This window comes from Saccharothrix isguenensis (assembly GCF_052936305.1).
The window spans coordinates 4,754,224-4,779,812 of sequence record NZ_CP193626.1 but is presented as its reverse complement, the minus strand read 5'-3'; the positions used below and the strand labels follow the sequence as shown (position 1 = coordinate 4,779,812).

Annotated in this window: 20 protein-coding genes; 15 read left to right on the top strand and 5 right to left on the bottom strand. The window is 70.8% G+C overall.

Annotation, left to right across the window (positions count from 1 at the left end):
• Positions 1-1,706: 1,706 nt before the first annotated feature.
• From ACRAKI_RS21405 to ACRAKI_RS21375, 7 genes are all read left to right on the top strand, one after another.
• Positions 1,707-3,419, top strand: coding sequence for a long-chain-fatty-acid--CoA ligase (locus tag ACRAKI_RS21405; protein WP_447002287.1), 1,713 nt, complete (start codon positions 1,707-1,709; stop codon positions 3,417-3,419).
• A gap of 199 nt (positions 3,420-3,618) precedes the next feature.
• Positions 3,619-5,340 (top strand): 2-isopropylmalate synthase, encoded by a 1,722-nt coding sequence (locus tag ACRAKI_RS21400; protein ID WP_447002286.1) that lies wholly within the window; start codon positions 3,619-3,621, stop codon positions 5,338-5,340.
• A 206-nt stretch (positions 5,341-5,546) separates the two neighbouring features.
• Complete coding sequence (locus ACRAKI_RS21395; RefSeq protein ID WP_447008475.1) at positions 5,547-6,578, top strand: 3-isopropylmalate dehydrogenase; 1,032 nt, start codon at positions 5,547-5,549, stop codon at positions 6,576-6,578.
• Positions 6,579-6,750: 172 nt separating this feature from the next.
• Positions 6,751-8,175: a 3-isopropylmalate dehydratase large subunit gene (gene leuC, locus ACRAKI_RS21390; protein ID WP_447002285.1), complete on the top strand. Its 1,425-nt coding sequence runs from the start codon at positions 6,751-6,753 to the stop codon at positions 8,173-8,175.
• Between the two features lie 5 nt (positions 8,176-8,180).
• The gene (leuD, locus tag ACRAKI_RS21385; RefSeq protein ID WP_447002284.1) at positions 8,181-8,774 is read left to right on the top strand and encodes a 3-isopropylmalate dehydratase small subunit; all 594 of its coding nucleotides are present in this window, start codon (positions 8,181-8,183) and stop codon (positions 8,772-8,774) included.
• Between the two features lie 520 nt (positions 8,775-9,294).
• Positions 9,295-9,774: a hypothetical protein gene (locus ACRAKI_RS21380; protein ID WP_447002283.1), complete on the top strand. Its 480-nt coding sequence runs from the start codon at positions 9,295-9,297 to the stop codon at positions 9,772-9,774.
• Complete coding sequence (locus ACRAKI_RS21375) at positions 9,771-10,016, top strand: hypothetical protein (protein ID WP_447002282.1); 246 nt, start codon at positions 9,771-9,773, stop codon at positions 10,014-10,016. The genes ACRAKI_RS21380 and ACRAKI_RS21375 overlap by 4 nt, the downstream gene beginning before the upstream one ends.
• A gap of 327 nt (positions 10,017-10,343) precedes the next feature.
• Here ACRAKI_RS21375 and ACRAKI_RS21370 read toward each other — a convergent pair whose 3' ends face one another.
• The gene (locus ACRAKI_RS21370; RefSeq protein ID WP_447002281.1) at positions 10,344-10,673 is read right to left on the bottom strand and encodes an STAS domain-containing protein; all 330 of its coding nucleotides are present in this window, start codon (positions 10,671-10,673) and stop codon (positions 10,344-10,346) included.
• Positions 10,670-12,106, bottom strand: a complete 1,437-nt coding sequence (locus tag ACRAKI_RS21365) for a PP2C family protein-serine/threonine phosphatase (RefSeq protein ID WP_447002280.1) — start codon at positions 12,104-12,106, stop codon at positions 10,670-10,672. Before ACRAKI_RS21365 ends, ACRAKI_RS21370 begins: the two co-directional genes overlap by 4 nt.
• Before the next feature lie 300 nt (positions 12,107-12,406).
• On the opposite strand from ACRAKI_RS21365, the gene ACRAKI_RS21360 reads away from it, so the two are divergent.
• A complete protein-coding gene (locus ACRAKI_RS21360; RefSeq protein ID WP_447002279.1) occupies positions 12,407-12,823 on the top strand; it encodes an STAS domain-containing protein in 417 nt (138 codons plus the stop codon).
• Positions 12,824-13,068: 245 nt separating this feature from the next.
• On the opposite strand, the gene ACRAKI_RS21355 is transcribed toward ACRAKI_RS21360, so the two are convergent.
• Positions 13,069-13,446, bottom strand: coding sequence for an STAS domain-containing protein (locus ACRAKI_RS21355; RefSeq protein WP_447002278.1), 378 nt, complete (start codon positions 13,444-13,446; stop codon positions 13,069-13,071).
• A gap of 414 nt (positions 13,447-13,860) precedes the next feature.
• On the opposite strand from ACRAKI_RS21355, the gene ACRAKI_RS21350 reads away from it, so the two are divergent.
• The 6 genes from ACRAKI_RS21350 to ACRAKI_RS21325 all read left to right on the top strand — a co-directional run bounded on the left by ACRAKI_RS21350 (position 13,861) and on the right by ACRAKI_RS21325 (position 23,830).
• Entirely contained in the window at positions 13,861-18,045 is a 4,185-nt protein-coding gene (locus ACRAKI_RS21350) for a SpoIIE family protein phosphatase (protein ID WP_447002277.1), read from the top strand.
• Complete coding sequence (locus ACRAKI_RS21345) at positions 18,035-18,361, top strand: STAS domain-containing protein (protein WP_447002276.1); 327 nt, start codon at positions 18,035-18,037, stop codon at positions 18,359-18,361. Before ACRAKI_RS21350 ends, ACRAKI_RS21345 begins: the two co-directional genes overlap by 11 nt.
• A 660-nt stretch (positions 18,362-19,021) precedes the next feature.
• Positions 19,022-20,047, top strand: a complete 1,026-nt coding sequence (locus tag ACRAKI_RS21340; protein WP_447002275.1) for a thiopeptide-type bacteriocin biosynthesis protein — start codon at positions 19,022-19,024, stop codon at positions 20,045-20,047.
• Positions 20,040-22,433 carry a lantibiotic dehydratase gene (locus ACRAKI_RS21335; RefSeq protein WP_447002274.1) on the top strand — a complete coding sequence of 798 codons (2,394 nt, stop codon included), beginning with the start codon at positions 20,040-20,042 and terminating at the stop codon, positions 22,431-22,433. Before ACRAKI_RS21340 ends, ACRAKI_RS21335 begins: the two co-directional genes overlap by 8 nt.
• Positions 22,421-22,591, top strand: coding sequence for a hypothetical protein (locus ACRAKI_RS21330; protein ID WP_447002273.1), 171 nt, complete (start codon positions 22,421-22,423; stop codon positions 22,589-22,591). The genes ACRAKI_RS21335 and ACRAKI_RS21330 overlap by 13 nt, the downstream gene beginning before the upstream one ends.
• Before the next feature lie 90 nt (positions 22,592-22,681).
• Positions 22,682-23,830, top strand: coding sequence for a lanthionine synthetase LanC family protein (locus tag ACRAKI_RS21325; protein ID WP_447002272.1), 1,149 nt, complete (start codon positions 22,682-22,684; stop codon positions 23,828-23,830).
• 77 nt (positions 23,831-23,907) lie between these two features.
• On the opposite strand, the gene ACRAKI_RS21320 is transcribed toward ACRAKI_RS21325, so the two are convergent.
• The gene (locus ACRAKI_RS21320) at positions 23,908-24,114 is read right to left on the bottom strand and encodes a hypothetical protein (protein WP_447002271.1); all 207 of its coding nucleotides are present in this window, start codon (positions 24,112-24,114) and stop codon (positions 23,908-23,910) included.
• Positions 24,115-24,137: 23 nt separating this feature from the next.
• Positions 24,138-24,875: a hypothetical protein gene (locus tag ACRAKI_RS21315; RefSeq protein ID WP_447002270.1), complete on the bottom strand. Its 738-nt coding sequence runs from the start codon at positions 24,873-24,875 to the stop codon at positions 24,138-24,140.
• Between the two features lie 153 nt (positions 24,876-25,028).
• Here ACRAKI_RS21315 and ACRAKI_RS21310 point away from each other — a divergent pair, with 153 nt between their 5' ends.
• Positions 25,029-25,514, top strand: a complete 486-nt coding sequence (locus tag ACRAKI_RS21310; protein WP_447002269.1) for a hypothetical protein — start codon at positions 25,029-25,031, stop codon at positions 25,512-25,514.
• Positions 25,515-25,589 lie beyond the last annotated feature (75 nt).

The window sequence follows — 25,589 nt, the reverse complement described above, 5'->3', positions numbered from 1 at the left end:
GCCGCATTCGCCTGGAATCGATCGAGGTGTCAACCGCGGAGTCGGCGGACGGAGACGTCGGCAAAGCGCCAACCCATCTGCCGGTCGGTGTCGGAGCACGAGACCGGCCCGGCCCGGTCTGAGCTCACAGGCATTGGCACTGACTTGTCGGGTCGGACGGTGAGCGAGGGTGGACCCGAAGCGCCGCCGCGATCGAGGTTGGCGGTCGGCGGGCGCTCCGGGCGGATGAGGGTATTGATGCGCACGAGGTACTCACCCTGCACAATTCCCTCCTTGGTCTTTGCCTGCTCGTGCCCGCTGGGGTGCAGGCACCGGACGAGTCAAGCTAAGTACTCCGAAGTGGTGGGTGCATATAACCCGATGGGGTGAACATGAGGTTTCCCTATATGTGCGAATACGTTCGATCCGGACTCACCAGGAATTGACTACGCCAATCGAGGCGACCGGTTCACACGGAAGTAGGAATGCCTGCAGATGTCGAGGGGGTGGGTGTTGTCGCACCGCGTCATCGCAGCTCAGAGGCGTGTGCGGCGATATTCTCGATACCCGGCTGAGATTGGGGGACGTCCTTGGGGTGAAGCACATCACAGGGCCGGTGGCGTTCCGGAATCACGTGGTGAGCCGATCCCGCGGCGGTGCCCCGTTCAGTTCGCAGCCATGTGGGGAAGGGTGCGAATCCGGTCGCGGCACAACCCGCGCTCTCCGTGCCTCGGGTGGCACGCCGCGAGCCAGCGCACACCACGTCGCGCGGAACGACTTCGCGCTGGACCTCCGGCGTGTCCGCCGTCAGCGAGTCAGGAGTGGAGGAATGTCGGGCCACCGTGTGCCGTGTGGCCCGACCGACTTGGGATCAGGCGAGGGTGCAGCATCCTCTTGATCTACGGCGGGAGAGGTGGCGTCGAGGAGTGGCGTGACGTCCTCAAGGCATTTCCGGCGCCCACCGGCCATTGCGGTGCACCTCCGCCTACGACTGCGGCCAACCGATCCCGACCCTCCCCGGTAACGCTCGCGGGTTCGTGTGAGCGTCGGATCAGGCTCCGGGTCTGGAGCACCCCGTGCTCATCGGGTGCTCGCGCGGTGGCCATTCAAGTCGCCCTGCACCGGCAAGAAGATGTGTCGGCGACCGTCCTCCGGACTTGCGGCTTTCGGACGTGCTGTGGACCGGCTCATGGTGGTGCACTCCGTTACCCCTCTCGGTGACCTCACGAAGGCGCACGTCCCTGTTCGGTGCTCGACCCTGCCATCGCGACCATAGTGGCTGTTCGGCGGGTGCGTTTGTTGTCGGAGCGTCGTCGTCGTTGTGCGGGATGTACTCGGTGCACAGCGGAAGCGAGGTGAGGCTTCGCGGCCCCCCGCGTACCACCAGTGCGGCAATCGCCTCTCGTCTCATGTGGCAGTTGGGAAAAGTCGGGTTCACATGGGGTGATCCGTGATGTCGATCATCCCTCATCCTGTTTCGCGTTTGCCAGGGCCGGTCCGGATGTTGTGCAGGGTCGACGACGACGGCGCTGAACTGCTGGGGATAGCCGTGGAATGTGGCCGGTGCCGGCTACGTGACCTTCCGATCTGCGGCCACGTGAGACAGGTGCGCGGGGTTGCAGGTGGGGAGAACACGGCAATAGTTTCGTGCCAACGGTCGCGCCGCTCGGCGAATCATCGCCCCTGCCGCAGGCATCGAATTCCGGAGGCACATTATGTTCAGCACGATGCCGGACGCTCCGCTGACCATCGCCCGCATCCTGCGCTACGGAGCCACGGTCCACGCTTCCTCCGACGTGGCCACGTGGAATGGAAAGGGGTTCGACAGGAGGAGTTACGCGGAAGTCGGTGAACGGGCGGCCCGCCTGGCACACGCGCTCCGGCACCGGCTGGGTGTGCGCCCCGGTGCCAGGCTGGAGAGCGAGCAAAGCGTCATCGGCACCTTCATGTGGAACAACGCTCGTCATCTCGAGCTCTTCTTCGCGGTCCCCGGGATGGGCGCCGTGCTCCATACCCTGAACTGGCGCATGCCCGCGGAGGAGCTGACCTACACCATCGGTCACGCCGGTGACGAGGTGATCATCGTGGACGCGGGCCTGGTGGAGTCGCTCACCCCCTTGCTCGCGCGATTGCCGAAGACCGTGCGGCACATCGTCGTCGCCGGCGGTGGAGGGCGTGAGGCGCTGTCCGGATTCGCCGGTGAGGTGCATGACTACGAGCAGCTGATCAGCGGTTACCCCGGTGACTACCCCTGGGAGGAGCGGCTGGACGAGCGCACCGCCGCGACGATCTGCTACACCACCGGCACCACAGGAAAGCCGAAGGGAGTGGTCTACAGCCACCGCTCGATATATCTCCACTGCTCCCAGGTGGTGGCGCCGAGCCAGTTCGGCATCAGCCCGCACGACACCCTCTTCCCGATAGGGCCCATGTTCCATGTGAACGGATGGTGCGTCCCACACGCGGCCTTCTTCACGGGCGCCGAGCTGTTGCTGCCTGATCGTTTCACCCGAGCCGCGTCCCTCGCCCGAATGATCGAGGAGGGGCGGCCCACCCTCAGCACCGCCGTCCCCACCGTCTGGTCTTCGCTCTTGGACGAACTGGACACCCGCACTTACAACACCGGAAGCCTGACGCGGGCGTACGTGGGTGGTTCCGCTTGCCCGCCCGCCTTGATCGCCGCATACAGGGACCGGCATTCCATCGAGCTGCTGCACGGCTGGGGGATGACCGAAACGATGGGCATGATCACCGCGGCGGTGCCACCCAGAGAGGCGGATGCCGACGAAGAATGGGCCTACCGCGTCAGTCAGGGGCGGTTCCCGACATCAGCGGAGTTCAGGCTCGTTGACCCGGACGGCGCCGCGGTGCCCCACGACGGCGTGGCCACCGGAGAGCTCCAGCTGCGTGGTCCCGACGTGACCTCCGCCTACCACGGTGGCACCGGGGCTGCCCAGGAGCGGCCGGCGGAGAACTTCACCGCGGACGGGTGGCTGAGGACCGGCGACGTCGGGGCGATCACCGCGAACGGCTACCTGAGGCTGACCGACCGGGTGAAGGACGTCATCAAGTCCGGGGGCGAGATCATCTCCAGCGTGCTGCTGGAGAACACACTGATGGAGCACTCGGCAGTGATCGAGGCAGCCGTCGTGGCGGTGCCCGACGACCGCTGGGGCGAGCGTCCGCTGGCCGCCGTGTCACTGCGCCACAGCGAGATCGACCTCCTGGAACTGCGTGACTTCCTGGCTGAACGCCTCGACGCGTGGATGGTGCCCGAGCGCTGGGCGGTCATGCCGACAGTGCCCAAGACCTCGGTGGGCAAGTACGACAAGCGAGCCATCCGGGACGATTACGTGGGCGGTCTGCTCCCCACCGCGTGGCTCGACAGGCACCACGCCGGTCGACCCGCCACCACGCGGCCGGGACTCATCGGAGGGTGACGACCGCCTCCCCGCCCTCCACCGGGGACGTGTCGCCGAAGAGCGGTGCGAAGTCCCCATAGGACTCGTGAGCGGGCGGAGGCCGCCGCGCTCCCGCTCGCGATCCGCTGGAACCACATCGCATCCTCGTGCCGAAACCTCGCCCGCACCGGCGGGGCGCGGCACCACGAAGGCCGAAGATCGAAGGATCGAGGAAGAGATGAGCCCTTCACCACACGAGCACCGCGACTTCCGCGCCCAGGACATGGGCGCGCAGACGCCCAGCGGAATGCCGGTGCACAAGTACGTTCCCTATCAGCCGATCGGGCTGGAGGACCGCACCTGGCCCAACCGGCAACTGACACGCGCGCCCTTGTGGGGCAGCGTGGACCTGCGCGACGGCAACCAGGCCCTGCTGGAGCCGATGAACGTCAGTCGCAAGCGCGTGATGTTCGACCTCCTGGTGTCCATGGGGTTCAAGGAGATCGAGGTGGGCTACCCGGCCTCGTCCCAGGACGACTACGACTTCGTGCGACACCTGATCGAGACGGACTCCATCCCCGACGACGTCATCATCCAAGTCCTCTGCTCCATGCGGACCGACGCCATCGACCGGAGCGTCGAAGCGATGCGCGGAGCCCCCAGGGCGATCCTGCAGTACATCAACCCGACTTCCGTCGCGCAGCGCCGGGTGGTCTTCCGCGCCAGCCGCGAGGAGATCGTGGAGCTGGCACTCAAGGGCACCCGGCACGCCGTGCAGCTCCAGGAGAAGCTGCGGGAGACCGAGCTGTACCTGTCCTACGTGCCGGAGTCCTGGAGCCAGACCGAACCCGAATTCGCCGTGGAGATCTGCAACGCGGTGCTGGAGTACTGCGCTCCCCGCACCGACCACACCCTCCGCATCGCCCTGCCCGCGACAGTGGAGTGCTTCCCCCCGCACGAGTTGGCGGACCGCATCGAGTACACGTGTCGGCACCTGGCGCACCGCGACCGGACCATCCTCACCCTGCACCCGCACAACGACCGGGGCAGCGCCGTCGCGGCATCCGAACTGGCCGTCCTCGCCGGCGTCGACCGGGTGGAGGGGTGCTTGTTCGGCAACGGCGAGCGCACGGGCAACGTATGCCTGCCCACCCTGGCGATGAACCTGTTCTCCCAGGGCGTCGACCCCATGCTGGACCTGAGCAACCTGGACGGCATCCGCGCCGTGGTCGAGGAGTGCAATCAGATCCCCGTTCACCCCCGCCATCCGTGGGCGGGCGAGTTCGTCTACACCTCCTTCGCGGGCACGCACCAGGACGCCATCGCCAAGGGCCTCAAGGCCCGCGAGGAGGAGCGGAACCCCGACGCCGTCTGGGACGTGCCCTACCTCGCCGTCGATCCCCGCGACATCGGGCGCAGCTACCAGGCGCTGATTCGCATCAACACCCAGTCAGGCAAGGGCGGCATCGCCCATCTGCTGCTCAGCACGCAGGGCCTGGCCCTCCCCCGGCCGTTGCAGATCGATTTCGCCCACGTCATGCAGAAGTTCTGCGAGCGGCGAGGTGGCGAGGTCGGCGCGGACGAGCTGTGGGAGCTCTTCGCGGCGCGGTACGTGGCATCGGGCACGGAGGCTGACGAGGCGGGGGCGGGCGTCCCGGAGATCTCCGCCGCCGACTTGGCACCCGGTGACTGGAAGAACTCGGTGGGCCGGGCGTTCGCCGCCCAGAAGATCCACGGCACGGTCCAGAGCGTCACCGTGGAGCGACTCCGGGGACGTCCCGGGTACGCCGCTTTCTGCGAGGCCACCTTGGGCGGGCGTTCCCTGTGGGGTGTGGGCATCGACGCCGAGGAGGCGGAAGCGGTACAGAGGGCCGCGCTGGCCGCTGCTCGACGGGTCCGCGACGAGAAGCTGTCCGCACCGCACGCCACGCAGACCGCGGTGGCCGAGCCCGTCGCCTGAGTGCCCGACGTCCGCTTCTTCGTACGTGGAGCCCGTGAACACCCGCGGATCAGAGGCAGACGACAACGGCCTGGCACCAGCTGCGGCACATCGGCAGGCCCTCGACAAGTGAGCAGCCCTGTTCTGGGCTCGGAGAGAAAATCCTCGGAAATCAGGCATCACACATACGGATGAAGGAGGTAAATGTCATGCCGCACAGTCGCAGCATCCGCCTCGCGGTGATCCCCGGTGACGGCATCGGTCCGGAAGTGGTGGCAGAAGGACTGAAAATCTTGGCCGCCGCGCTTCCTCAGGACGTGAAGCTGGAGACCAACGAGTACGATCTCGGCGCCCGGCGCTGGCACGCCACCGGGGAGACCTTGCCGGGCGCCGAGCTGACGTCGCTCAGGCAGCACGACGCGATCCTGCTCGGCGCCATCGGCGACCCCACCGTCCCTTCCGGCGTTCTGGAACGCGGCCTGCTGCTCGAGCTGCGCTTCGCCTTCGACCACTACGTGAACCTGCGCCCCGGCAAACTCCACCCGAGCACCGTCGGCCCGCTGGCCGGCAACCCGGCCATCGACTTCGTCGTGGTCCGGGAGGGCACTGAGGGTCCGTACACGGGCAACGGCGGCTCGCTGCGCACCGGCACCCCCGCCGAGGTGGCCACCGAGGTGAGCGTCAACACCGCCTACGGGGTGGAGCGGGTGATCCGGTACGCCTTCGAGCGCGCCGACACCCGGCCGCGCCGGAAGCTGACCCTGGTGCACAAGAACAACGTGCTGGTGCACGCCGGCAAACTGTGGCAGAACACCTTCGACGCGGTTGCCGCCGAGTACCCCCACGTCACGACCGACTATCTGCACGTCGACGCCGCCACGATCTCCTTCGTCACCCGGCCCGAGCGGTTCGACGTGATCGTCACCGACAACCTGTTCGGTGACATCCTCACCGACCTGGCCGCGGCCGTCACCGGCGGCATCGGCCTCGCCGCCAGCGGCAACATCAACCCCACCGGGGCCTACCCCTCGATGTTCGAGCCGGTCCACGGCTCCGCCCCGGACATCGCGGGCACCGGCAAGGCCGACCCGACCGCGACCGTGCTGTCGGTCGCGCTGCTCCTGCGCCACCTGGAATTCGATCAGGAGGCGGAGCGGGTCGAGGCCGCCGTCGCCGCCGACCTCGCCGAGCGCGACCCGGCCGCACCCCGCAGCACCGAGCAGATCGGCGACGCACTCGCCGCTCGCCTGGCGGGCTGAGCCGCCCTGTCCACCGCTGCCTGCCGCGCACGCGGCATCCAGGCGCTGCGGCCGACGCGGGCGGCGGGTGGATTTCACCGGTGTCTCGCGAGACGAGGCACTTCGAGTAAGCGCAGCGTGAATCCCGGCGCCGATCCGGCTCCGGTTCGTCCATTCGCTCGGAGGGAAGTTCATGGCCAAGACATTGGCGGAGAAGGTCTGGGACGACCACGTCGTCCGGCGTGCCGAGGGCGAGCCAGACCTGCTCTTCATCGATCTGCACCTGCTGCACGAGGTGACCTGCCCGCAGGCGTTCGACGGACTCCGCAAGGCCGGTCGGCGCGTGCGGCGCACCGACCTCACCATCGCGACCGAGGACCACAACACCCCTACGATCGACATCGACAAACCGATCGCCGACCCGGTCTCCCGCCTTCAGCTGGAGACGTTGCGGAAGAACTGCGCGGAGTTCGGGGTCCGGCTGCACCCGCTGGGCGACGTCGAGCAGGGCGTCGTCCACGTGGTGGGGCCGCAACTGGGATTGACCCAACCGGGGATGACCGTGGTCTGCGGCGACAGCCACACCTCCACCCACGGCGCGTTCGGCGCTCTCGCCTTCGGCATCGGCACCAGCCAGGTCGAACACGTCCTGGCCAGCCAGACACTGCCGATGTCCCCGTTCCGGACCATGGCGGTCACGGTCGAAGGCGAACTGCCTCCCGGCGTCACGGCGAAGGACCTGATCCTGGCCGTGATCGCCAGGATCGGCACCAGCGGCGGCCAGGGCCACGTCATCGAGTACCGCGGCCCGGCCATCGAGAAGCTCTCGATGGAGGCCCGGATGACCGTGTGCAACATGTCGATCGAGGCAGGCGCCCGGGCCGGCATGATCGCCCCGGACGAGACCACCTTCGCCTACCTCAAGGGCCGCCCGCACGCACCCAAGGGCGTCGACTGGGATGCAGCCCTCGTCGACTGGCGCACCTTGCGCACCGACGACGACGCGACCTTCGACCGCGAGGTCGTCATCGACGCCTCCGCCCTTGCCCCCTTCGTCACCTGGGGCACCAACCCGGGGCAGGGCGCTCCCCTGTCGGGCTCCGTCCCCGACCCCGCAGCCTTCGCCGACCCCAGCGAGCGGCTGGCGGCCGAGAAGGCGCTGGAGTACATGGGCCTGACGGCTGGTCAGCGGCTGCGGGAAATCGCGGTGGACACCGTCTTCCTCGGCTCCTGCACCAACGGCCGCATCGAAGACCTGCGCGCCGCAGCCGCCGTGCTCCGCGGCCGCTCGGTGGCCGACGGGGTGCGGATGCTCGTCGTGCCTGGGTCGGTGCGCGTCGCCCTCCAAGCCGTTGAGGAAGGGCTGGACAAGATCTTCACCGCCGCAGGCGCCGAGTGGCGCCACGCGGGTTGCTCCATGTGCCTGGGCATGAACCCCGACCAACTGGCTCCCGGCGAGCGGGCCGCGTCCACCTCCAACCGCAACTTCGAGGGCAGGCAGGGCAAAGGCGGCCGCACTCACCTGGTCTCCCCGCAGATAGCGGCCACCACTGCGGTCCTGGGTCACCTGGCCTCGCCCGCCGACCTGCCCGAACTCCCCGCGACCGCCGGAGTCTGAACACCATGGAAGCCTTCACCACCCACACCGGCCGGGCCGTCCCGCTGCGTCGCAGCAACGTCGACACCGACCAGATCATCCCTGCCCACTGGCTGAAGAGCGTCACCCGGGACGGCTTCGAGGACGGGCTCTTCGACGCCTGGCGCAAGGACCCGCAGTTCGTCCTCAACCAGCCCGTCCGCCAAGGCGCCACCGTGTTGGTGGCCGGTCCGGACTTCGGCACCGGCTCCTCGCGCGAGCACGCAGTCTGGGCGCTGCAGAACTACGGGTTCAAGGCCGTCATCTCCTCCCGCTTCGCCGACATCTTCCGCGGCAACTCCCTCAAGAACGGTCTGCTGACCGTGGAGTTGCCGCAGGGGACCGTCGGGCGGCTCTGGGAGCTGACCGAGGCCGACCCCACGGCCGAGATCACCGTGGACCTGCTCAACCGCCAGGTTCGCGCCGAGGGGATCACGGCTGATTTCGATTTCGATGACAACGCCCGGTGGCGCCTGTTGGAAGGGCTGGACGACATCAGCCTGACACTGGAACACGAATCCAGCATCGGGAAGTACGAGATGCGACGCCCGCCGTACAGGCCTCGCACCATTCCTCGGTGACCAGTGCGGCACCCGCCACTGTGTGCGGAACGCCGGGCGGAGGCCGGAAGCGAGACCTTCGCCCGCCGCCGCAGCGGTGGCCACTGTTCGAACGGTTCGGGGTGGAGGGTGTCGAAATCGACGCCACGGCGTGGCGCTGGCCTGCGTGTGAGCCGCTGCAGTTCGATGGTGTTGATCAAATAGTTTCGATGACTCATCCGGCGAGCAACGGCGCGTCTCTGCTGGCGACTCGATCACTGAGCCATTTTCATCGTGACGTCGCTCCGGCGCCCGAGCGCACTACGACCGGCGACGCCCCAACGGCGACGGCCACGCCGCCGCTTTCCACGACCTGTTCAACCGCTTCCTGGGCTGCCTCTGCCACTGCCTGTAGACACGCCAACACTACGACGAGACCACAGCCTTCCCGGTCCTCACCACAGCTGCGACTTGACTCCTACGCCTATCGGATGTCTTGTCCGCCCGGCACGCGCGGTGGCGCCCAGGAAGCGAATCCGCGGTTGGCGTCCTCGATCACCGAATGAGGGCGGCGGCGCCGAGGGAGGCGATGATCTCGGCGGCGATCACGGTGATGAGCGCGAAGCGGGACGGGAGTGCGGCGAGGCCGGCGCGGACGTGGGAGTCGCGTTCCGGTCGGCCGTCGAGTGCGGCCCGGCTCGGCTGGTGGTGTGGTCCACCGAGGGGCACGCTGCTGCGCGAGGTCGAGGAAGCTGCTCGGCGTTGGTTGTCGGGTGACGGTCCGCGACCGGACAACGCGGTGTACCGGGACCACCCGCTCACCGCGGAGGTGGCTCTCGCCTTCGGCAACGCCGCGACGGCCTACCGCGGCATGGGCGCGGACCTGCTGCTGGCCTTCCACGACCTGGTGACCGACCTCGAAGACCGGTACGGGCCGGTTCACGACCTGCTGGACCGGACACCCGGCGCGGACTCCGTGCTACCCCGGGCGTTCAGGCAGATGTGGGTGCCGGAGCGCTCGCTGGTCTGCACCGCCGGGTGACCGGCGGGGTGCTCGGCGTGCGGCCCGACGCGGTCGTCGGGTACTCCTCCGGCGAGATGACCGCCATGGTCACCATGGACGTGTGGCGGCACCCGGCCGACGTGATGCGGCAGGTGCGCGAGTCGCGGCAGTACACCTCCGGGGTCGTCGGCGAGTTCCAGGTGCTGCACGAGGCGTGGCGGCGTGCAGGTCGAGAGCTCGTTGCCCGGTTGACGATCCAGGACGGTGATCCGGTGCCGTAGCACCGGAATCGCCATGTCGTTGTCTCGATCGCTCATGGGCGGAAGGCGTAGCAGCGTGAACGCGTTGGTCACGGCCGAGCGGGCCGGTCGGAGCAGCATCGGCCGGTCATCATGCCGCGTCAGTCGACGGCACTGCGGACTTGCGGCCGTACCCGAGCACTTCGACCTCCTGCGCTCCCCTTGGCCTCAAATCGGATGGACGGAGTTGTCGGCAGGCGCAAGGTACAGGGGCGGCACATCACCCAACCGGTGAAGCACCAGCCACCCCGACAGACTCGACCTCGCCGCACAGGCGAATCGGGCAACAGAGCCCGACAGCGCGTGGTGTCAGGCGGGGTGGACGGTGATGATCTGGTCCAGGCCGCCGACGCGCAGGGCTTTGGCGATGTTGGCGGGCACGGCGGTGACGGCCAGGGTGCCGCCGTGGGCGTGCAGGCGCCGCCAGATTCCGAGCAGCGCGCTCATCCCCGAGGAATCGCAGAACGCGACGCCGGAGAAGTCCAGCATCAGGTGGACTGTGCCGCCGTGGGCCAGGGCGAGCACGTCGTCGTGCATCCGGTGGGCGGTGGCGTGGTCGATCTCCCCGCCGAGGCCGATGACGACCTGGTCGTCGGTGGCAGTGGTGAGCGCGACGGTGACCGCAGGCTGAGGGGTCATGCGTTGTCCACGCCTTCGGTGGTTGCGGTGGCTTCCACGCGTACCGAGGTCTGCGGAATGCTCAGGGTGAGCAGGGCGACGTCGTCGGCGCGGCGCGGGTCGAACTGCTCCAGCAGCGTGACCAGGTGTCCGGTCAACTCGGCGGCACCGCATCCGGTGCGTGTGGCCAGGAATTCCTCCAGGGCCTGTTCGCCGAACTCCTCGCCGGCGTGGGTGCGGGCTTCGGTGAGTCCGTCGGTGTAGAGCACCAGCGCGTCACCGGGGCGCAGGCGTGCGGTGCAGGTGATGAACCGCGCGTCGGGCAGCATGCCGATCAGCATCCCGTTCGGGGTGGCCAGTGTCTGCACGCCACCTGCTGCGGGCAGCAGGTAGGGCGGTGGGTGACCGCCTGCGGCCACGGTCACCTCGAACTCCGTCGGGGAATACCCGTCTCGGTCGCCGCCGCCGTCGTCGTGGTGGTGTGGGGTGAGCACGGCGAACGCAGCGGTGCAGAACTTCGGCAGGGTGTCCAGGTTCTGTTCGGCGATCATCGCGGTGTTCAGTTCGGACAGCACGGTGACCGGGTCGTCGTGCTGGACGGTCAAGGCCCGCAGGGTGTAGCGGATGAACGAGGTCAGCGACGCCGCCGCGGCGCCCTTGCCGCACACATCACCCAGCACCACGGCCCACCGGCCGCCGGTCAGTGGGAACACGTCGTAGAAGTCGCCGCCGACCAGGCGGGCGGAGGCGGTGCGGTAGTGCGCGGCCAGCTCCAGCCCGGGGATACGGGGCAGCGCGGGCGGGACGAGGCTGCGTTGCAGGGTGGTGGCGAAGGACTCGATCTCGGCGCGGTCGCGTTCGGCCTGCTCGCGCAGTTCGCGTTCCAGCCGCAGCCGGTGCATCGCCGACAGCCGCAGCTCCAACTCGTCCAGCACCACCGCGGCGAGGTCGCGCAGCGTGGCCATGCCCGCCTCGTCGATCCGGCGCGGCTTGGTGTCGATCACGTTGACGGTGCCCAGCCGGTGCCCGTCGGCGGTGGTGATCGGCGCGGCGGCATAGAACCGGACCCCGAGCGCCCCGGCGACCAGCGGGTTGTCGCACGCGCGCGGATCGTTGACCGCGTCGGTGACCACGTAGGTGTCGTCGGACATGATCGCCGACCCGCACAAGCCCGGATCACGCCCGATCTGGGTGACACCGTCCAGGCCGTGGGCGGCCTTGAACCAGATCCGGTCGTCGTCCACGACCGTCACCGACGCGATCGGCACGTCGAACCAGCGGGCGGCCAACCGCGCGACCCGGTCGAACGCGCCGTCGGGCGGGGTGTCGAGGATGTCGAAGCGGCGCACCGCCGCCATCCGCGCGGCCTCGACCACGTCGGACTCGGGTGCCTCGTCCCGTCCGCCTGCCACCACGGCCGGAGTCCACGACCTCTCCTGCCGCGGCACACCCACCTCCGCCACCCCCTCTTGGTCGCAACGCCTGTTATCGGATGAAGCATCGCACAACGACACGTACCCCATGCTTGCCGAATGCTGTCCCGACTGCCGGTTTTCGGGAGGTTGGCCGCACCGGAACACGGTCACGGCCTGCTGATGGTGAACCGGGGGCGACGGCGGTGGTCGTTCACCCGGTCGAGTTGACGCCGTTTCGCTGGGGTCGGCCCGGGTAGGCGGCAGGAGCCGAGGTGTCGCGGTGCCCGGGTCATCCGTGCTCGGTGCCCGCGACGTGGAGAAGCCAGAAGGGTGCTACCGGTGGACCAGCAGCTCAACGGGAACCGGCCGGGGATCAGCGTCGGGGCGCTGGAGATCGGCGACGTCCTGGTCGTCCAGGTCAGCGGTGAAGTGGACATGAGCACGGTGGGTGTCCTCCAGGCCGAGGTCACCGCCCGGCTGGACGCCCGTCCGGCCGGGTTCGTGCTCGATCTGTCGGGCGTGGACTTCTTCGCCTCGGTAGGTGTGTCTTTGGTGGCGCAGGTCCGACAGCGGGCGGTGCGCGACGACGTCACCTTCGCGGTGGTGGCCTGGCAGAGGCATGTGCTGCAGTCGTTGGAGGTCAGCGGCATGAACAGGGTCCTGCCGTTGTTCGGGACACTGACCCGGGCCTTGGTGGCGATCCCGCTGCATCGCGCGGCCTCCACCGCGACGACTCCCGGTGAATCGGTGGTGTAGCGCTTCCGGTGTGACGAGAACCCGTTCGGGCAACCGGGCGCGCCGGCATCTGCGCAGGGCACAGCAGGGTCGCCGTCCGGGGTGATCCGACCAGGTCCGGCGTGGTGTGTCGAGCAGCCTGCGCCCACGCACCGCGCCGACCCGTTCGCAGCCGAATGCAACCCGGGAACCCGGCGGATGGTCGCAGGTGGGCGACATGGCGCGTGTGATCCAGTTCGCCCGGTCGCAGTTCGGCGTTTCGCTGGTTATGCGGCTGATCGGGCGAGGTCGAGGGCTTCCCGCAGCGTCGGGCGCACCCGCAGCACCTCGATCGTTCCGGTGATGTGCAGTGTCCTGAGCACCGGACGTTGCTTGGCGGCCACGGCGAACCCGACACTCAACCGGGTCGCCCGCTCGTGCGCCTTCAGCATCGCCGTCACGCCCAGCGAGCCGAAGAACGCCACGCCTTCCAGGTCGACCACCAACCCGGCCGGTCGCTGCTCCAGGCGAACGCTCAGTTCCGCGCTGATCACCTCGACGCTGTCGTGGTCCACCTCGCCGGTCACGCTGGTGACCAGCACGCCGTCCTGCTCGGTGTGTGTGATGTCGGCCCATGGGCCGATGTCGATGAGTTGGTCGTCCACGTGCGGGACCACCCTTCGCCTCGTGGCAGAGGGAACGGTCGTCCGGGCACGCTGTTGGACCCGGGAGACGTTCCGCGAACAGCCCGCGACGTCACCGGGCACCACCACGTTACGGCGGTATCCGGTGAAACTTCAACCCTGGGCGGCTGTTGCCGGTACGGCGGTTCACCCGTCGGGATGACGTGGAGGTGGAGCCGATCGGCTCACGGATCGTCGTGCCTGCCCAGGGCTGCGGTGATGGTCACGGTCCTGCCGGCGGGTGGCCATGGGGCGTCCCGGGTCGTCGTATCCGGGCGTAGTGGTTGTGTTGATTACTGTGGGTACTCCGCCGACGGCTGCGGTCGGCTCGGATGCCGGCGTGGCGTGGCGTGGCGCGGGACGGGACGGGACGGGACGGTTCGGGAGTTGGTTGATGTGCACGATCTGCCTGCGGACCTGTCGTTCCTGAGATCGGGCGGTGAGATGGCCCGTCGGGTGGTGGCGTTGGACTGGTCGTCCACGCGGGTCGGGCCGATCGAGAGCTGGCCCGCCGGCCTGAGGACGGCGGTCGGGATCTGCCTGTCCTCCCGTCACCCGATGGTGATCTGGTGGGGCCCCGAGCTGGTGCTGCTCTACAACGACGCGTGGGTGCCGATCCTGGGACCCGAGAAGCACCCGGCGCTGGGGCGTCCAGGCGAGTCGGTGTGGCCGGAGATGTGGCACATCATCGGCAAGCAGTTGCGCGGGGTGCTGGAGACCGGCGAGGCGACGTGGTCGGACGACCAGCTCCTGCCCGCCCACCGGTTCGGCTATCTGGAGGAGGCGTACTTCACCTACTCCTACAGCGCCATCCGGGACGGGTCCGGAAGCGTGGCCGGGGTGTTCACCGCCGTCACCGAGACCACCTCGCGTGTCCTGGGTGAGCGCCGCCTCGGGACGCTGCGGGAGTTGGGGGAGGTTTCCGCCTCGCAGTCGCGCAGTGCGGACGAGGCATGCCTCGCGATCATGGACGTGCTGGCCCGCAACAGGGCCGACCTGCCGTTCGCGTCGATCCACCTGTGTGACGGCGGTGACGGGATCGCCAGGCTCGTCGCGAGTCAGGGGCTGGTGGAGGGGCACGACGACCACCTGCGGCTGGTGGTGCGGGAGCGGGATCCGTGGTCGATGTGGGACGTGGTCGAGTCGGGCGCGATCCGGGTGACCAGGGGAATGGCCGAGCGGTGCGCGGGCCTGCTGACACCGGGGTGGAGCACGATGTCGGACACGCTGCCCGACTCGGTCGTGGCACTGCCCATCGCGGCCTCCGGCAGCGACGACACCGCAGGCGTGTTGCTGGCCGGTGTGAGCCCGCACCGTGCGCTGGACGAGGACTACCTGTCGTTCTTGTCCCTGGTCGCCGGTCACGTCTCCACGGCGGTGACCGACGCGCGTGCCTACGACCACGAGCGCCGCCGCGCCCAGGCGTTGGCCGAACTCGACCGGGCCAAAACCGAGTTCTTCTCGAACGTCAGCCACGAGTTCCGCACACCGCTGACGCTGATCGCCGGCCCGGCCGAGGACGGCCTCGCCGACGACGCGAACCCGCTCCCACCCGTTCAGCGCGAGCGGTTGGAGACCATCCGCCGCAACGCGGCGAGGCTGCGGCGCCTGGTCAACGACCTGCTGGACTTTTCCCGGATCGAGGCGGGACGGGCGCGGCCCGAGTCGGTCGAGACGGAGTTGGGCGGATTCACCAGTGGGATCATCGCGTCCTTCGCGCCCGCGGTCCGGCGCGCGGGCCTGGAGCTCCGGACGGACCTCGCGAGTATCGACGGCGTGTTCGTCGACCGCGACATGTGGGAGAAGATCGTGTTGAACCTGCTGTCCAACGCGCTCAAGTTCACCCTCCGCGGTCGGATCGACGTCGTGTTGCGGGCCGGGGCTGACGGAGTCGAGTTGAGGGTCGCCGACACGGGTGTGGGCATCGCCGCGCATGAGATCCCGCAGTTGTTCCAGCGCTTCCACCGGGTGCGGTCGACGGAGGGGCGTTCCCACGAAGGCAGCGGGATCGGCCTGGCGCTGGTCCACCAACTGGTCGCGTTGCACGGCGGGACCGTGTCGGCGCAGAGCGAGCCGGGAACGGGTACCGCGTTCACCGTGCGGATACCGCGTCGTGGAGTGCCGAACACCGCCGCGCCGGTCGCGGATGCGCCCGCGGCACGTCCGCGCCAGGCGACGGCATACCTGGAGGAGGCGCTGCGCTGGGAGGCGACCGATCCCCGGGCTCTCGGCGCACCGCCCGCGCACCCGCTGCCGGGCAGCGCCCTGGGGGCGAAGGTGTTGGTGGTCGACGACAACGCCGATCTCCGGCAGATGCTGGTCCGCTTGCTCAGCCCCTATTGGCAGGTGCTGGTGGCGGCCGACGGTAGGCAGGCGCTCGAGCTGGCCCGCGACGTGCGACCGGATCTCGTGCTGACCGATGTCATGATGCCCAGCCTCGACGGGTTCGGTTTGCTCGAAGCGCTGCGGTCGGACCCGGCCACGGCCACCATCCCGGTGATCCTGCTGTCGGCCAGGGCGGGGGAGGACGCGGAGATCCAAGGACTGGACGCCGGGGCGGACGACTACCTGGTCAAGCCCTTCTCCTCGCTCGAACTGCTGGCCAGGGTCCGGTCCAACCTCGAACTGGCCCGATCGCGCAACCACGAGTCGGCGTGGCGTTCGGCCCTGGTCGCCGCGATCCAGGACGGCGTGTTCATCACCGATCCGAGCGGTGCGGTGATCGAGGTCAACGCCGCCTTCGAGGAGCTGACGGGTTACGGCCAGCATGGCGCGCCGTACACCGCTGCGCACCCGTGGTGGCCCGACGCCGAAGCCGACGGGGAACACCGGCACCACGTCGACGCGGCGATCGCCTCGGCCTTGACCGACGGCCGCAGCAGGATCGAGGCGCCGTTCCGCCACCGTGACGGTCACCGGGTGTGGATCTCACTGTCGCTGGACGCGCTGGACGACCCCCGTACCGGCGACCGGATGCTCGTGGGGACGGCCAGGGACATCACCCCCCAGCTGCGCTCGATCGACCGCGCCGGACCACTGGCCCGGTTGACCGCGAGGCTGGCCCAGTCCAGCGACGTCCACGACGTGCTCGTGGCGGGCTTGGCGGAGCTGCGGAAGGTGTGGAGCGCCAAGCAGGTCGTCGAGGCGTCGTGGGATGGCGACGGTCGAACCGACGTGCTGGCCGATCCGCCGACGCCGTCCTGGGAATCACTGCCCGAGGGCATGCGGGCAGCCCTGGACCACATCCGCCGCAACCACGGGCTGCACGTGGAACCGGACGACAGCCCCGGCGCGGAAACGCAGGCGGGTTCGGCCGTGCCCACCCAGCCCAGCGTCGGCATGGGAGCGCCCGCCGGGGACCGGACGGCGGTGTGGGTCCACTTCGATCCGCCCAGACTTCTGTCGGCCGACGACCGTGCCCTGTTCGGCGTTCTCTGCGACTACCTCGGGCTGGCCCTGCAGAGGGCGCGCCTGTTCGACGATCAGCACGAGGTGGCCACGGTCCTCCAGCGCGCCATTCTCAGCCCGGTGCACCTGCCGGACGGGCTGGCGGCCCGCTACCTGCCCGCCGAGCGGCCGCTGGAGGTCGGGGGCGACTGGTACGACGTGGTCGACCTCGGCCAGGGGGTGCTCGGCCTGGTCGTCGGAGACTGCGTCGGGCGCGGCCTGCACGCCGCCACGGTCATGGGCCAGCTCCGCAGCGCCGCCCAAGCCCTGCTGCTGCAAGCGAAATCACCTGGGGAGGTGCTCGGCGTGCTCGACGAATTCGCCCTGCGCATCCCCGGTGCACGGTGCACCACGGTGTTCTGCGCGTTGATCGACACCAACGGCCACACCGTCCGCTACAGCAGCGCCGGCCACCCACCGGCCCTGCTGATCGACGCCGCCGGAGGCGCGGAACTGCTGGAGCAGGCCGGTTCCGTGCCGCTGGCCACCATCCCGGTGGCGACGCGCCCCGAGGCGACCGCGATCCTCACGCCGGGATCGACCCTGATGCTCTACACCGACGGATTGGTGGAGCGGCGCGGACGAGGTCTGGAGGTGGGGCTGAGCCTGTTCACGGCCTCGGCGGTGGTGAACAGGAACCTGTCCCCGGACACCCTCGCCGACGAGATCATCGAGCAGCTCCTGTCCGGTGAGAGCGGAGCCGACGACGTGGCCCTGCTGGTCTACCGCCACCCACCGCGGGCGGTGGACGAGTTCACCGTCTCGCTGCCGGCCGACCCGACGCGGCTCGCGCCGTTGCGCCGGGAGCTGCGCCCGTGGCTGGTCGATGTCGGGCTCGACCAGGAGGCGGTGGACGACGTCCTGCTCGTCGTCTGCGAAGCCTGCACCAATTCCATCGAGCACGCCTACGGATCCGACGCCACTCGGACGGTCGTCCTCGACATCCGCCACGACGTGGACGGACTCCTCATCGTCGTCCGCGACACCGGGACCTGGAAACCTCCGACCGACGCCCCGACCACCCGCGGGCGCGGCGTCGCGATGATGAAGGCCATGATGGACTCCGTCGACATCGACCACAGGCCCGACGGCACCACCGTCACGATGCGAAAGAGGCTCGGCGATGACCGATGAGCTGGTCACCACGCTGCTCGACCGTGCCGACGGCACGGCTCGGCTCATCGTCACCGGGGAAATCGACTTCGCCACCGCACCCCTGTTCCGGGAAGCCATCGACAACGCTTCGACGTCTGATGCGGCTCTCGTCATCGACCTGTGCACTGTCACCTACCTCGACAGCGCGGGTATCGACGTCCTCTTCGAACAGGCTCAGCGCCGGACGATCGAGCTGGTGGTCGACCCCAGCGGCCCGGTCATCCGCGTCCTGCGCATCAGCGGACTCGTCCAGACCGTCCCGGTACACGAACACGAGGCGGATGCGGACTCCTGACACCGGGAGGGATCTGGCACCTCTGCGTGGTGGTGCCGTGCGACCGCCGTCGATGCCACCGCGGGATGGTGCCCGGCGTCACCAACGGGCGATCCGGAACCAGTCGGGAGGCGTCGCACCAACGCGGCGAGCATCGCACGATCCGCCGAGTCCGACCGCGCGAGGACTGATCGACGACTTGCGCTTACAGACAACGCGCCGCGCGGCGGGGCCGGAGGCGGGCGCAGCACATCCAACTCGTCGTCGGTGAGGTGGAGCCCGCCGCCCTCGTGTGCCGCGACCCGTGAGTGTCCGCCCACGCTCTCGGGCTTGTTGCCGTCCGGCGGCGCGGCCAGCGCCCGCAACACCGCCGTGGCGATCACACCAGGCGCGGTCGGCGCGCCCAACGCGTCGAGCAGGCTTGCGTCCGGTGGGTTGCTGTGTCTCGGGTTGGTGGGGGCCACCTCCTGCACCCAGTGCAGACCTTGTCACGGTGTCAGGGTCAAGCGATCTCCCCCGTCGACTGTCCGTCACTGCCCGACGAGTGGTTCACCGGTCGGGTGACCCTGGTGGTATCGACCGGGGTCCGTGCCCATCCGATGCGGTGAAGCACGGTGACGTGCGCGTTTAGGTTCCCGCCGATGTTGTATTCCTGGTGGCGTACCTATCTAGGGATGGGCGATGTCACGTGGCTTCCTGTTCGGCGCCGATGCACCGCCGAGCGCTGTCGTCGTGCCGGTGGGCGGGCGGTTGGTGGCATTGGCGGACGTGCTGGCCGGGTGCCAGTGGGCCCTGGACGGCAGGGGGCAGGACCCGGAGCCGGCGGACCCGGAGCTGGCCGAGGCGCGCAGCGCGTTCCTCGCCGCCGGGCTGGCCGCGCTGCGGCGACCGCCCGACGAGCACCGGTGGGTCCAGGTCGGGCTCGCGCCCGCCATCCCGCGTGATCCCGCGCTGTACGGTGCGCTGCACGACTTCGCCGTGGCCCTGCTCGCGGACGGCGGCGCGACCGGATTCTTCTTCATGCACAAGCCGCCCGGCCTGCGGGTGCGGTTCCAGGCGCCGCCCGGTGGCCGCGAGGCGCTGGCCGCACGGGTGCTGAGCTGGGCCGACGGGCTGACTGCCGGTGGTGTCACGAGGGAGGTCGTGCCCGCCGCGTACGAGGCGGAGGCCGGCCTGTTCGGCGGGCGGGCGTCGCTGCGCTACGCCCACGAGCTGTTCACCGCGGACTCGGTGGCCTGGCTGCGGGTGCACCGCCGCACCGACGCGCGCGAGGCCCCCGCGTGGGCGGTCTCGCTGCTGATGGCGCGGGCCGTGCTCGACGGGCTGGGGATCGTCGGCTGGGAGGACCGCGACGTGTGGGACCGGGTCCGCTGCGAAGCCGGCCGCCGCCTGCCCGATGCCGTGCGCGGCCAGGCGGGGCTGGCCGCCGCCGTCGGGGGTCTGCGGGAGCTGTGGCACGACCAGGCCCGGTTGGCCGGGTCGCTGCCGGGGTGGGCCCGGGACGTCGTCGTCCGGCACCGGGAATGCGCCCTGGAGGTCGGCGGGCGGTGGCGGGCGGAGTTCTTCGACGGCTACGGCGGCGGGCCGGGTCCGCGCCACGCGGCGGCGTTCCACGTCGTCTTCCACTGGAACCGGGCCGCGCTGTCCGGTGAGCGCCAGGTGTTGCTGGCCGAGGCACTCGGCACGCCGGAGCCGGACCGTGGGTGATCGGGCGGTGCTGCTGCGGCTGGCCGGGCTGCCTGCGGCGATGTGGTCGGCGGGGGCGTGCCCAGGGCTGTTCGCCGCGCTGGCGGACGTCGACGCCGAGGCCGCCGCGTGCCGGGAGCACGGGTGGGCGCTGGCCGTGCGGCTGGGTGAGCGGGTCGTGCCGCGGCCGGAGGTGACCGAGGCCGAGCGGCAGGCGGTGCTGCGGGTGCGTCGGGCCGCGCACGGTGGTCGCGCGTTGCCCGACGAGGTGGTCCTTGCGCTCGCCCGGTCCGCTGCGGCCCGTGTTGACCTGCCGTCGGCGGTGGGGCTGGACCGGCTGGTCGTGCGCGTCCGTGACCTGGCGCAGGGCGAGGCGGGGCTGCGCGACGACTTGGCCGCCGAGCAGCGCCGGCTGGAGGGGCTGCCGTGGCGGCTGCTGCGGTCGTCGCCGGTCGGCTCCGCCGCGTTGGCGCACGACGCCGCGGACGTCGTGGCGGACGTGCGGCGGCGGCTCGCGGCCGGTGAGACGTGGAGCGGCAAGCGGCTGCGGCAGCGGGCGGACCACCTGTGGCGGCTGATCGCGCGCGGCGCGGTCAAGACCACGCCGCGCAGCTGGTTCGGGCACGTGGCGGCGCCGGCGGGCGGCCCCGGGACGCTGACCGCCGGTCCGTTCGCCACGGTCGAGACGCCCAACGTGCACACCGCCCGCGCGCCGCGCGACGGGCTGTCGCTGACCGGGCTGCACTGGTCGGAGGACGGATTCCTGGTCACTTGGGCGCCGCGCGAGGACGCGACCGGGCCGCTGCGCGAGGTGCGGGTCAGGGACACCCCGGCGCTGGGCGCGGTGCGGCGCGTGCTGGCCGGCGGGCCCCGGTCGCCGGACGAGGTGCTGACCGCGCTGCTCGGGCCGCGCGCCGACGACCCGGCCGGCCGCGAGGCGCTCACCGGGTTTCTGCGCCACCTCGTGGACCTCGGCGTGCTGCGGGACGGTCGGCGGGTCGCCGAGCGCGTGTCGGCGTGGGGTCCGGCTCGGGCGCGGGCGCGGGTGGGCGAGGACTTCCTGGACGTGCACCGCCGGGTCACCGGGGCGATGCCGGTCCCCGACGTGCGCGCGGCGGTCGGGGTGCTGCGCCGGTTCGACGCGCTGCTCGCCGCGGACGCGCCCGGCCCGATCCGGCGGGTGGTGGACGAGCGGCCGATCCCTGTGCCGGACCTGGTGCGTCGAGCCCTGGTCGACCGCTCCCCGCGCCCGACCGACCCCGGCACGTGGCCGGTGCCGCGGGATCCCCGTTCGGGGTACGCGGAGGTGCTGCGGCGCTGGGCGGACCTCCCGGACGAGCCGGGCGGCGTGGTGGACCTGACCGAGGACGTGCTCGACGCGGCGGGTGCGCCCCGGCCGGTGTGGGATTGGCCGGTGGACTGCCTGGTACGGCCCCTGCCGGCCAGCGGTCCGGCGGCTGGTGGTCCGGCGGCGGTGTTGGACTGCGCGGTGCCCGCCGGCGTCCTCGACGCGCGGTTCGCCTGGGGGCTGCGGCTGCTGCACGGCGTAGAGCCCGACGGGGTGGTCGCACACCGGGAGTTCCTGCGGGAGTTCGAGCGGACGGCGGGCGGGCGGCTGGTGGAGGTGCTGGTGCCGCCGCACAACGCGCGGTCGGCCAACACCGTGCGCCGACCCGTCCACACCGACCTGTGGACCGGCGACCCGGACCCGCTCCCGTACTTCGGGGAGGACCACCCCGGGCGCCACCTCCCGCTGCACGCGATCACCCTGCGCCGGGAGGGCGGGGAGGTGATCGCCGAAGCGGACGGCGAGCGGCTGTGGCCCGTGCACCACGCCACCCGCGCGCCGGTCGCGCCGTGGGACGTCGCGCTCGGCCTGCTGCTGGCCGCCGGACCGCGCGGCGCGCGGCGTCGTGGCTGGCATCGGCCGCACGCGATCACCGCGTTCCCCGGGCGCCGCCACCTGCCGCGCGTCACCGTCGGGCCGGTGGTCGTCAGCCGCGCCCAGTGGCGCGTGTGCCGCGACGAGCTCTGGCCCCCGGACGCGGGCGTTGAGGCGAGGTTCCGCGCCCTGGGCCGGCTCACCCGGGCGCGGTCGCTGCCCCGGTGGGTGTTCGCCGGCGTGCCCGGCGGCAGGCAGGTGCCGGTGGACCTGGCGGGCCTGCCGGCGCTGCGCGTGCTCGACCGGGTCCTCGGCGCGGGCGACGAGCTGGTGCTCGTGGAGATGCTGCCGGACCCGACCGGTTCCCCCGTGGTCGACACCGCCCACGACGTCGATGACCGCCTGGCGTGCCAGCTGCTGGTGCGCCTGCCGGTGGACGACGACGCGAACGTCCCACCCAGCCGGGTGGGGACGGCCCTCGTGGCCGACGCAGTGCGAAGGGAGACAACGAGATGGACCACGTGATCCTGGAAACGACCGAGCTGGACACCCTCATCGCGGACCTGGAGGAGCGCATCAGCGAGGTCCGGCACGCCACTCCGGCGGAGCCGATGGCGTTCAGCGAGGCGCAGTGCAGCAACCTGCTGTGTTCGATCTTCGCCTACTGCGACAGCGGCGAGTAGCCGTACTGGTCCGGGGCCGGGCGTCGAGCACGGCCGAGCGCGGTGGTGGGCGGGTCCGCGACGGCCCGCCCACCGGTGAGGAGGAGTCCGGTGACGCACACCCTGGTCGACGACCTGGCGCACGACGTCCTGGGCGAGTGGGCAGAGCACGGGCGGCCGAGCGCCGACCCGGGACCGGTCGTGCTGGCCTCGACCCTGGCCCCGGACGACTCGACGGTCGCGCGGGTGGCGCGGGCGTGGCTGGCCGGGCTGCGGGAGTCGGCCAACGGGCGCCCCGGCCTGTTCGGCGGGCTCGCCGGCCAGTTGGTGGGGCTGCGGTTGCTCGCCGCGATGCACCCACCCCTGGAACGGGCCGCGGCCTCGGTCGGCGCGGCGCTGCGCCGGGCCGCCCTGGACCTGGACCGGGACATCGGTTTCGGCTTCCGGGACTACGACCTGGTGACCGGACCGGCCGGCGCACTGCTGGCCCACTGCGTCCCGACGGATCACCGGGACGAGGTCGGCCCGTACGCCGCCCGGTTGGCCGCGCTGTGCGCCGAGGGCCCAGAGGGTTTGCGGTGCACCGCGTACGACGGGCACGAGCTGCTGGCCTGGATGCAGGGTCGCGTGAACGCCGGGCTGGCGCACGGCGTGCCGGGGGTCGCGGTGGCCCTCGCCGCTGCCCTGCGCGCCGGCGGGTCGAACAGGTCGGCGGATGCCGAGGTCCGCGACGCGCTCCGCCGGCTCGGCCAGTGGCTGGTCGCCCAGGCCCACCATGACCCGCGCGGCGTCGTCACGTGGCCCAACGCGGGTGGTGTCGCGCCGCCGTCGCGGGCCGTCGCCCGTCAGGCCTGGTGCTACGGCTGCCCCGGCGCGGCCTGGGCGCTGTGGGAGACCGGCGTCGCGGTGGACGAGCCGCGGTTCACGGCGTTCGGCGTGGCCGCGATCCGGTCGCTGTGCGACCACTACGACGAGTCCTTCCACCTCGGCGGCGAGACGGTGGGCGACCGGTTGAGCGTCTGCCACGGCGCGGCGGGGGTGCTGGCCGTCGCCGACGCGTTCACCACCCACGCCGCGCTCCCGCACACCGCTGCCCTGCGCCACCGCCTGGTGGCCCACCTGCGCGAGCGCGGCGACGAGGTGGCCGACCTCGCGCGCATCGACATGTCCCTGCTCACCGGGGCCTCCGGGGTGCTCGCCGTCCTGCGTACCGCGACCGGTGCGCCACGCGGCTGGCTGCCCGCGATCGGCCTGCGCTGAGCCCGACCTGCGCCGCGTCCGGCCACCTCGCCGACGCGACCGCCCACGATCATGCCCTTACAGCCCGTGACGCACGATTACCGCAGCTCGACGCCCGAGTGCAGAATTCTGGCACCCCACGGGCTCTCGCCGTCCCAGGATCGGATGCGCTTCAGCACCCGTTCCATCAGCCGTCCGGCGTCGGGGCCGTGCCCGTACACCCCGAACTCGCGTGTCAACGGATCGTCGGCGACGGGGCGCGACCCGAGGGAAGCCAGGCTGTTGCCCGCGGCGACGGTGGGCACACCGAGCGGCCAGGCGTGCGCGGCTACCTGGAACCCGTGCTCGGCGCCGGCCAGCCGTAGCTGCCCGGCAATCCCATCCGCTGCCAGCGGTCCCAGCCGGCGCCGGGGTAGAACCAAGGGCTCGGCAGGCCCCGGTCCAGGTGGTCGTAGGCGATCAGCGCGTCGCGCGCCGTCTTGCAGCCGGGGTTCGCGGCGGCGAACCGCTCGACCCGCGGCCTGACGCCGTCCACCCACTCTCGCACGGGCGTCACGGGGTCGTCGGCGAACCACCAAGTAAACCAGTCATGGTCCTCCCACAACAGGTCCGTGGTCCAGCGCAGCGCCAGGTGCACGATCCCCACCTCCGCCGCCGGCCCGTCGAGCCGCGCCAACCACGGGCGGAGGTCGTCGTACACGCAGGCCAACCCGCCAAGCAGTTGCACGAGGTCGTACGTGGACCACCGACCAAGGGCCTGGGCCAACACGGATCCCAGGGCGTCGTCCACGGCACGGCGCTCGTCGTCCGGCCACGAGGACAGGTCGGCGAAGTGCCGCCCCAGGCTCTGGAGCGTGAGGCCGACGTCGACGGTCCGCGCGCCGACCAGCGCGATGACGCGGTGCGCGTACCGCCGCCACAGCCACCGCCACTCCTCGGGCTCCCAGTGGTCGAACGGTTCCCGCGCGAACTCGCCGACGAGGTCGTCCGGCGCCAGCGCGGGATCACCCGCCAGCACCGCCAACTCGTCGACGGTGTAGCAGTAGGAGCAGCCGGTAAGTTCCATTGGGCCGCCACCCTAATGCGGAAAGGGCCGTCCCCGGCAGATGGAAGGCCCCTTCCGTGATCACGTGCGTCGGCAACGGCCTGGTTCGACTCCGAACGCGCCTGCCTTCTCGCCGCTCAGCGCGCCGCGATCCCCCTGCATCACCACCGCGCCGTGTGGTGGTTGGCCCTGTCCTCGGAGACCTTCTGCCACCGGCGCGGCCACCGCCACGATCGCCTCACCATGTGGCGGGCCGCCGCACATGCCGCCGCACACCTGCCCAACCCCGTCACCCGCATCGTCGCCCACCGACAGCTGGGCCGCGTCTGCGCTGATGTCGGACTGCACGAGGAGGCGACCGAGCACCTGCTTCACGCCATCAACCGCGCTGGAGAACATCACAGTCCCTACGAGCAGGCCCATGCCCACCAGACGTTCGCCAGGATCCTGAGGCGGTGCAACCCCCGCAAGGCCCTGCACCACACCACCCGGGCACTGCACCTCTTCCTCGGCCTCGACGTCTCGCTGTGCCAAGCCCACGCATACAACGCGGTGGGCTGGTACACCGCGCAACTGGGCGACCACGACACCGCCCGCAGCCACTTCCGCACCGCCCTCACCCTGCAGAGCCGGTCACCGAGTCGGACGAAGACCAGGTAGAGCAGTCGTAACGTCACAGCACACAATCATGCCCTTGTGTCTCATGGTGCACGATCGCCGCAGCTGAGCGCCGCA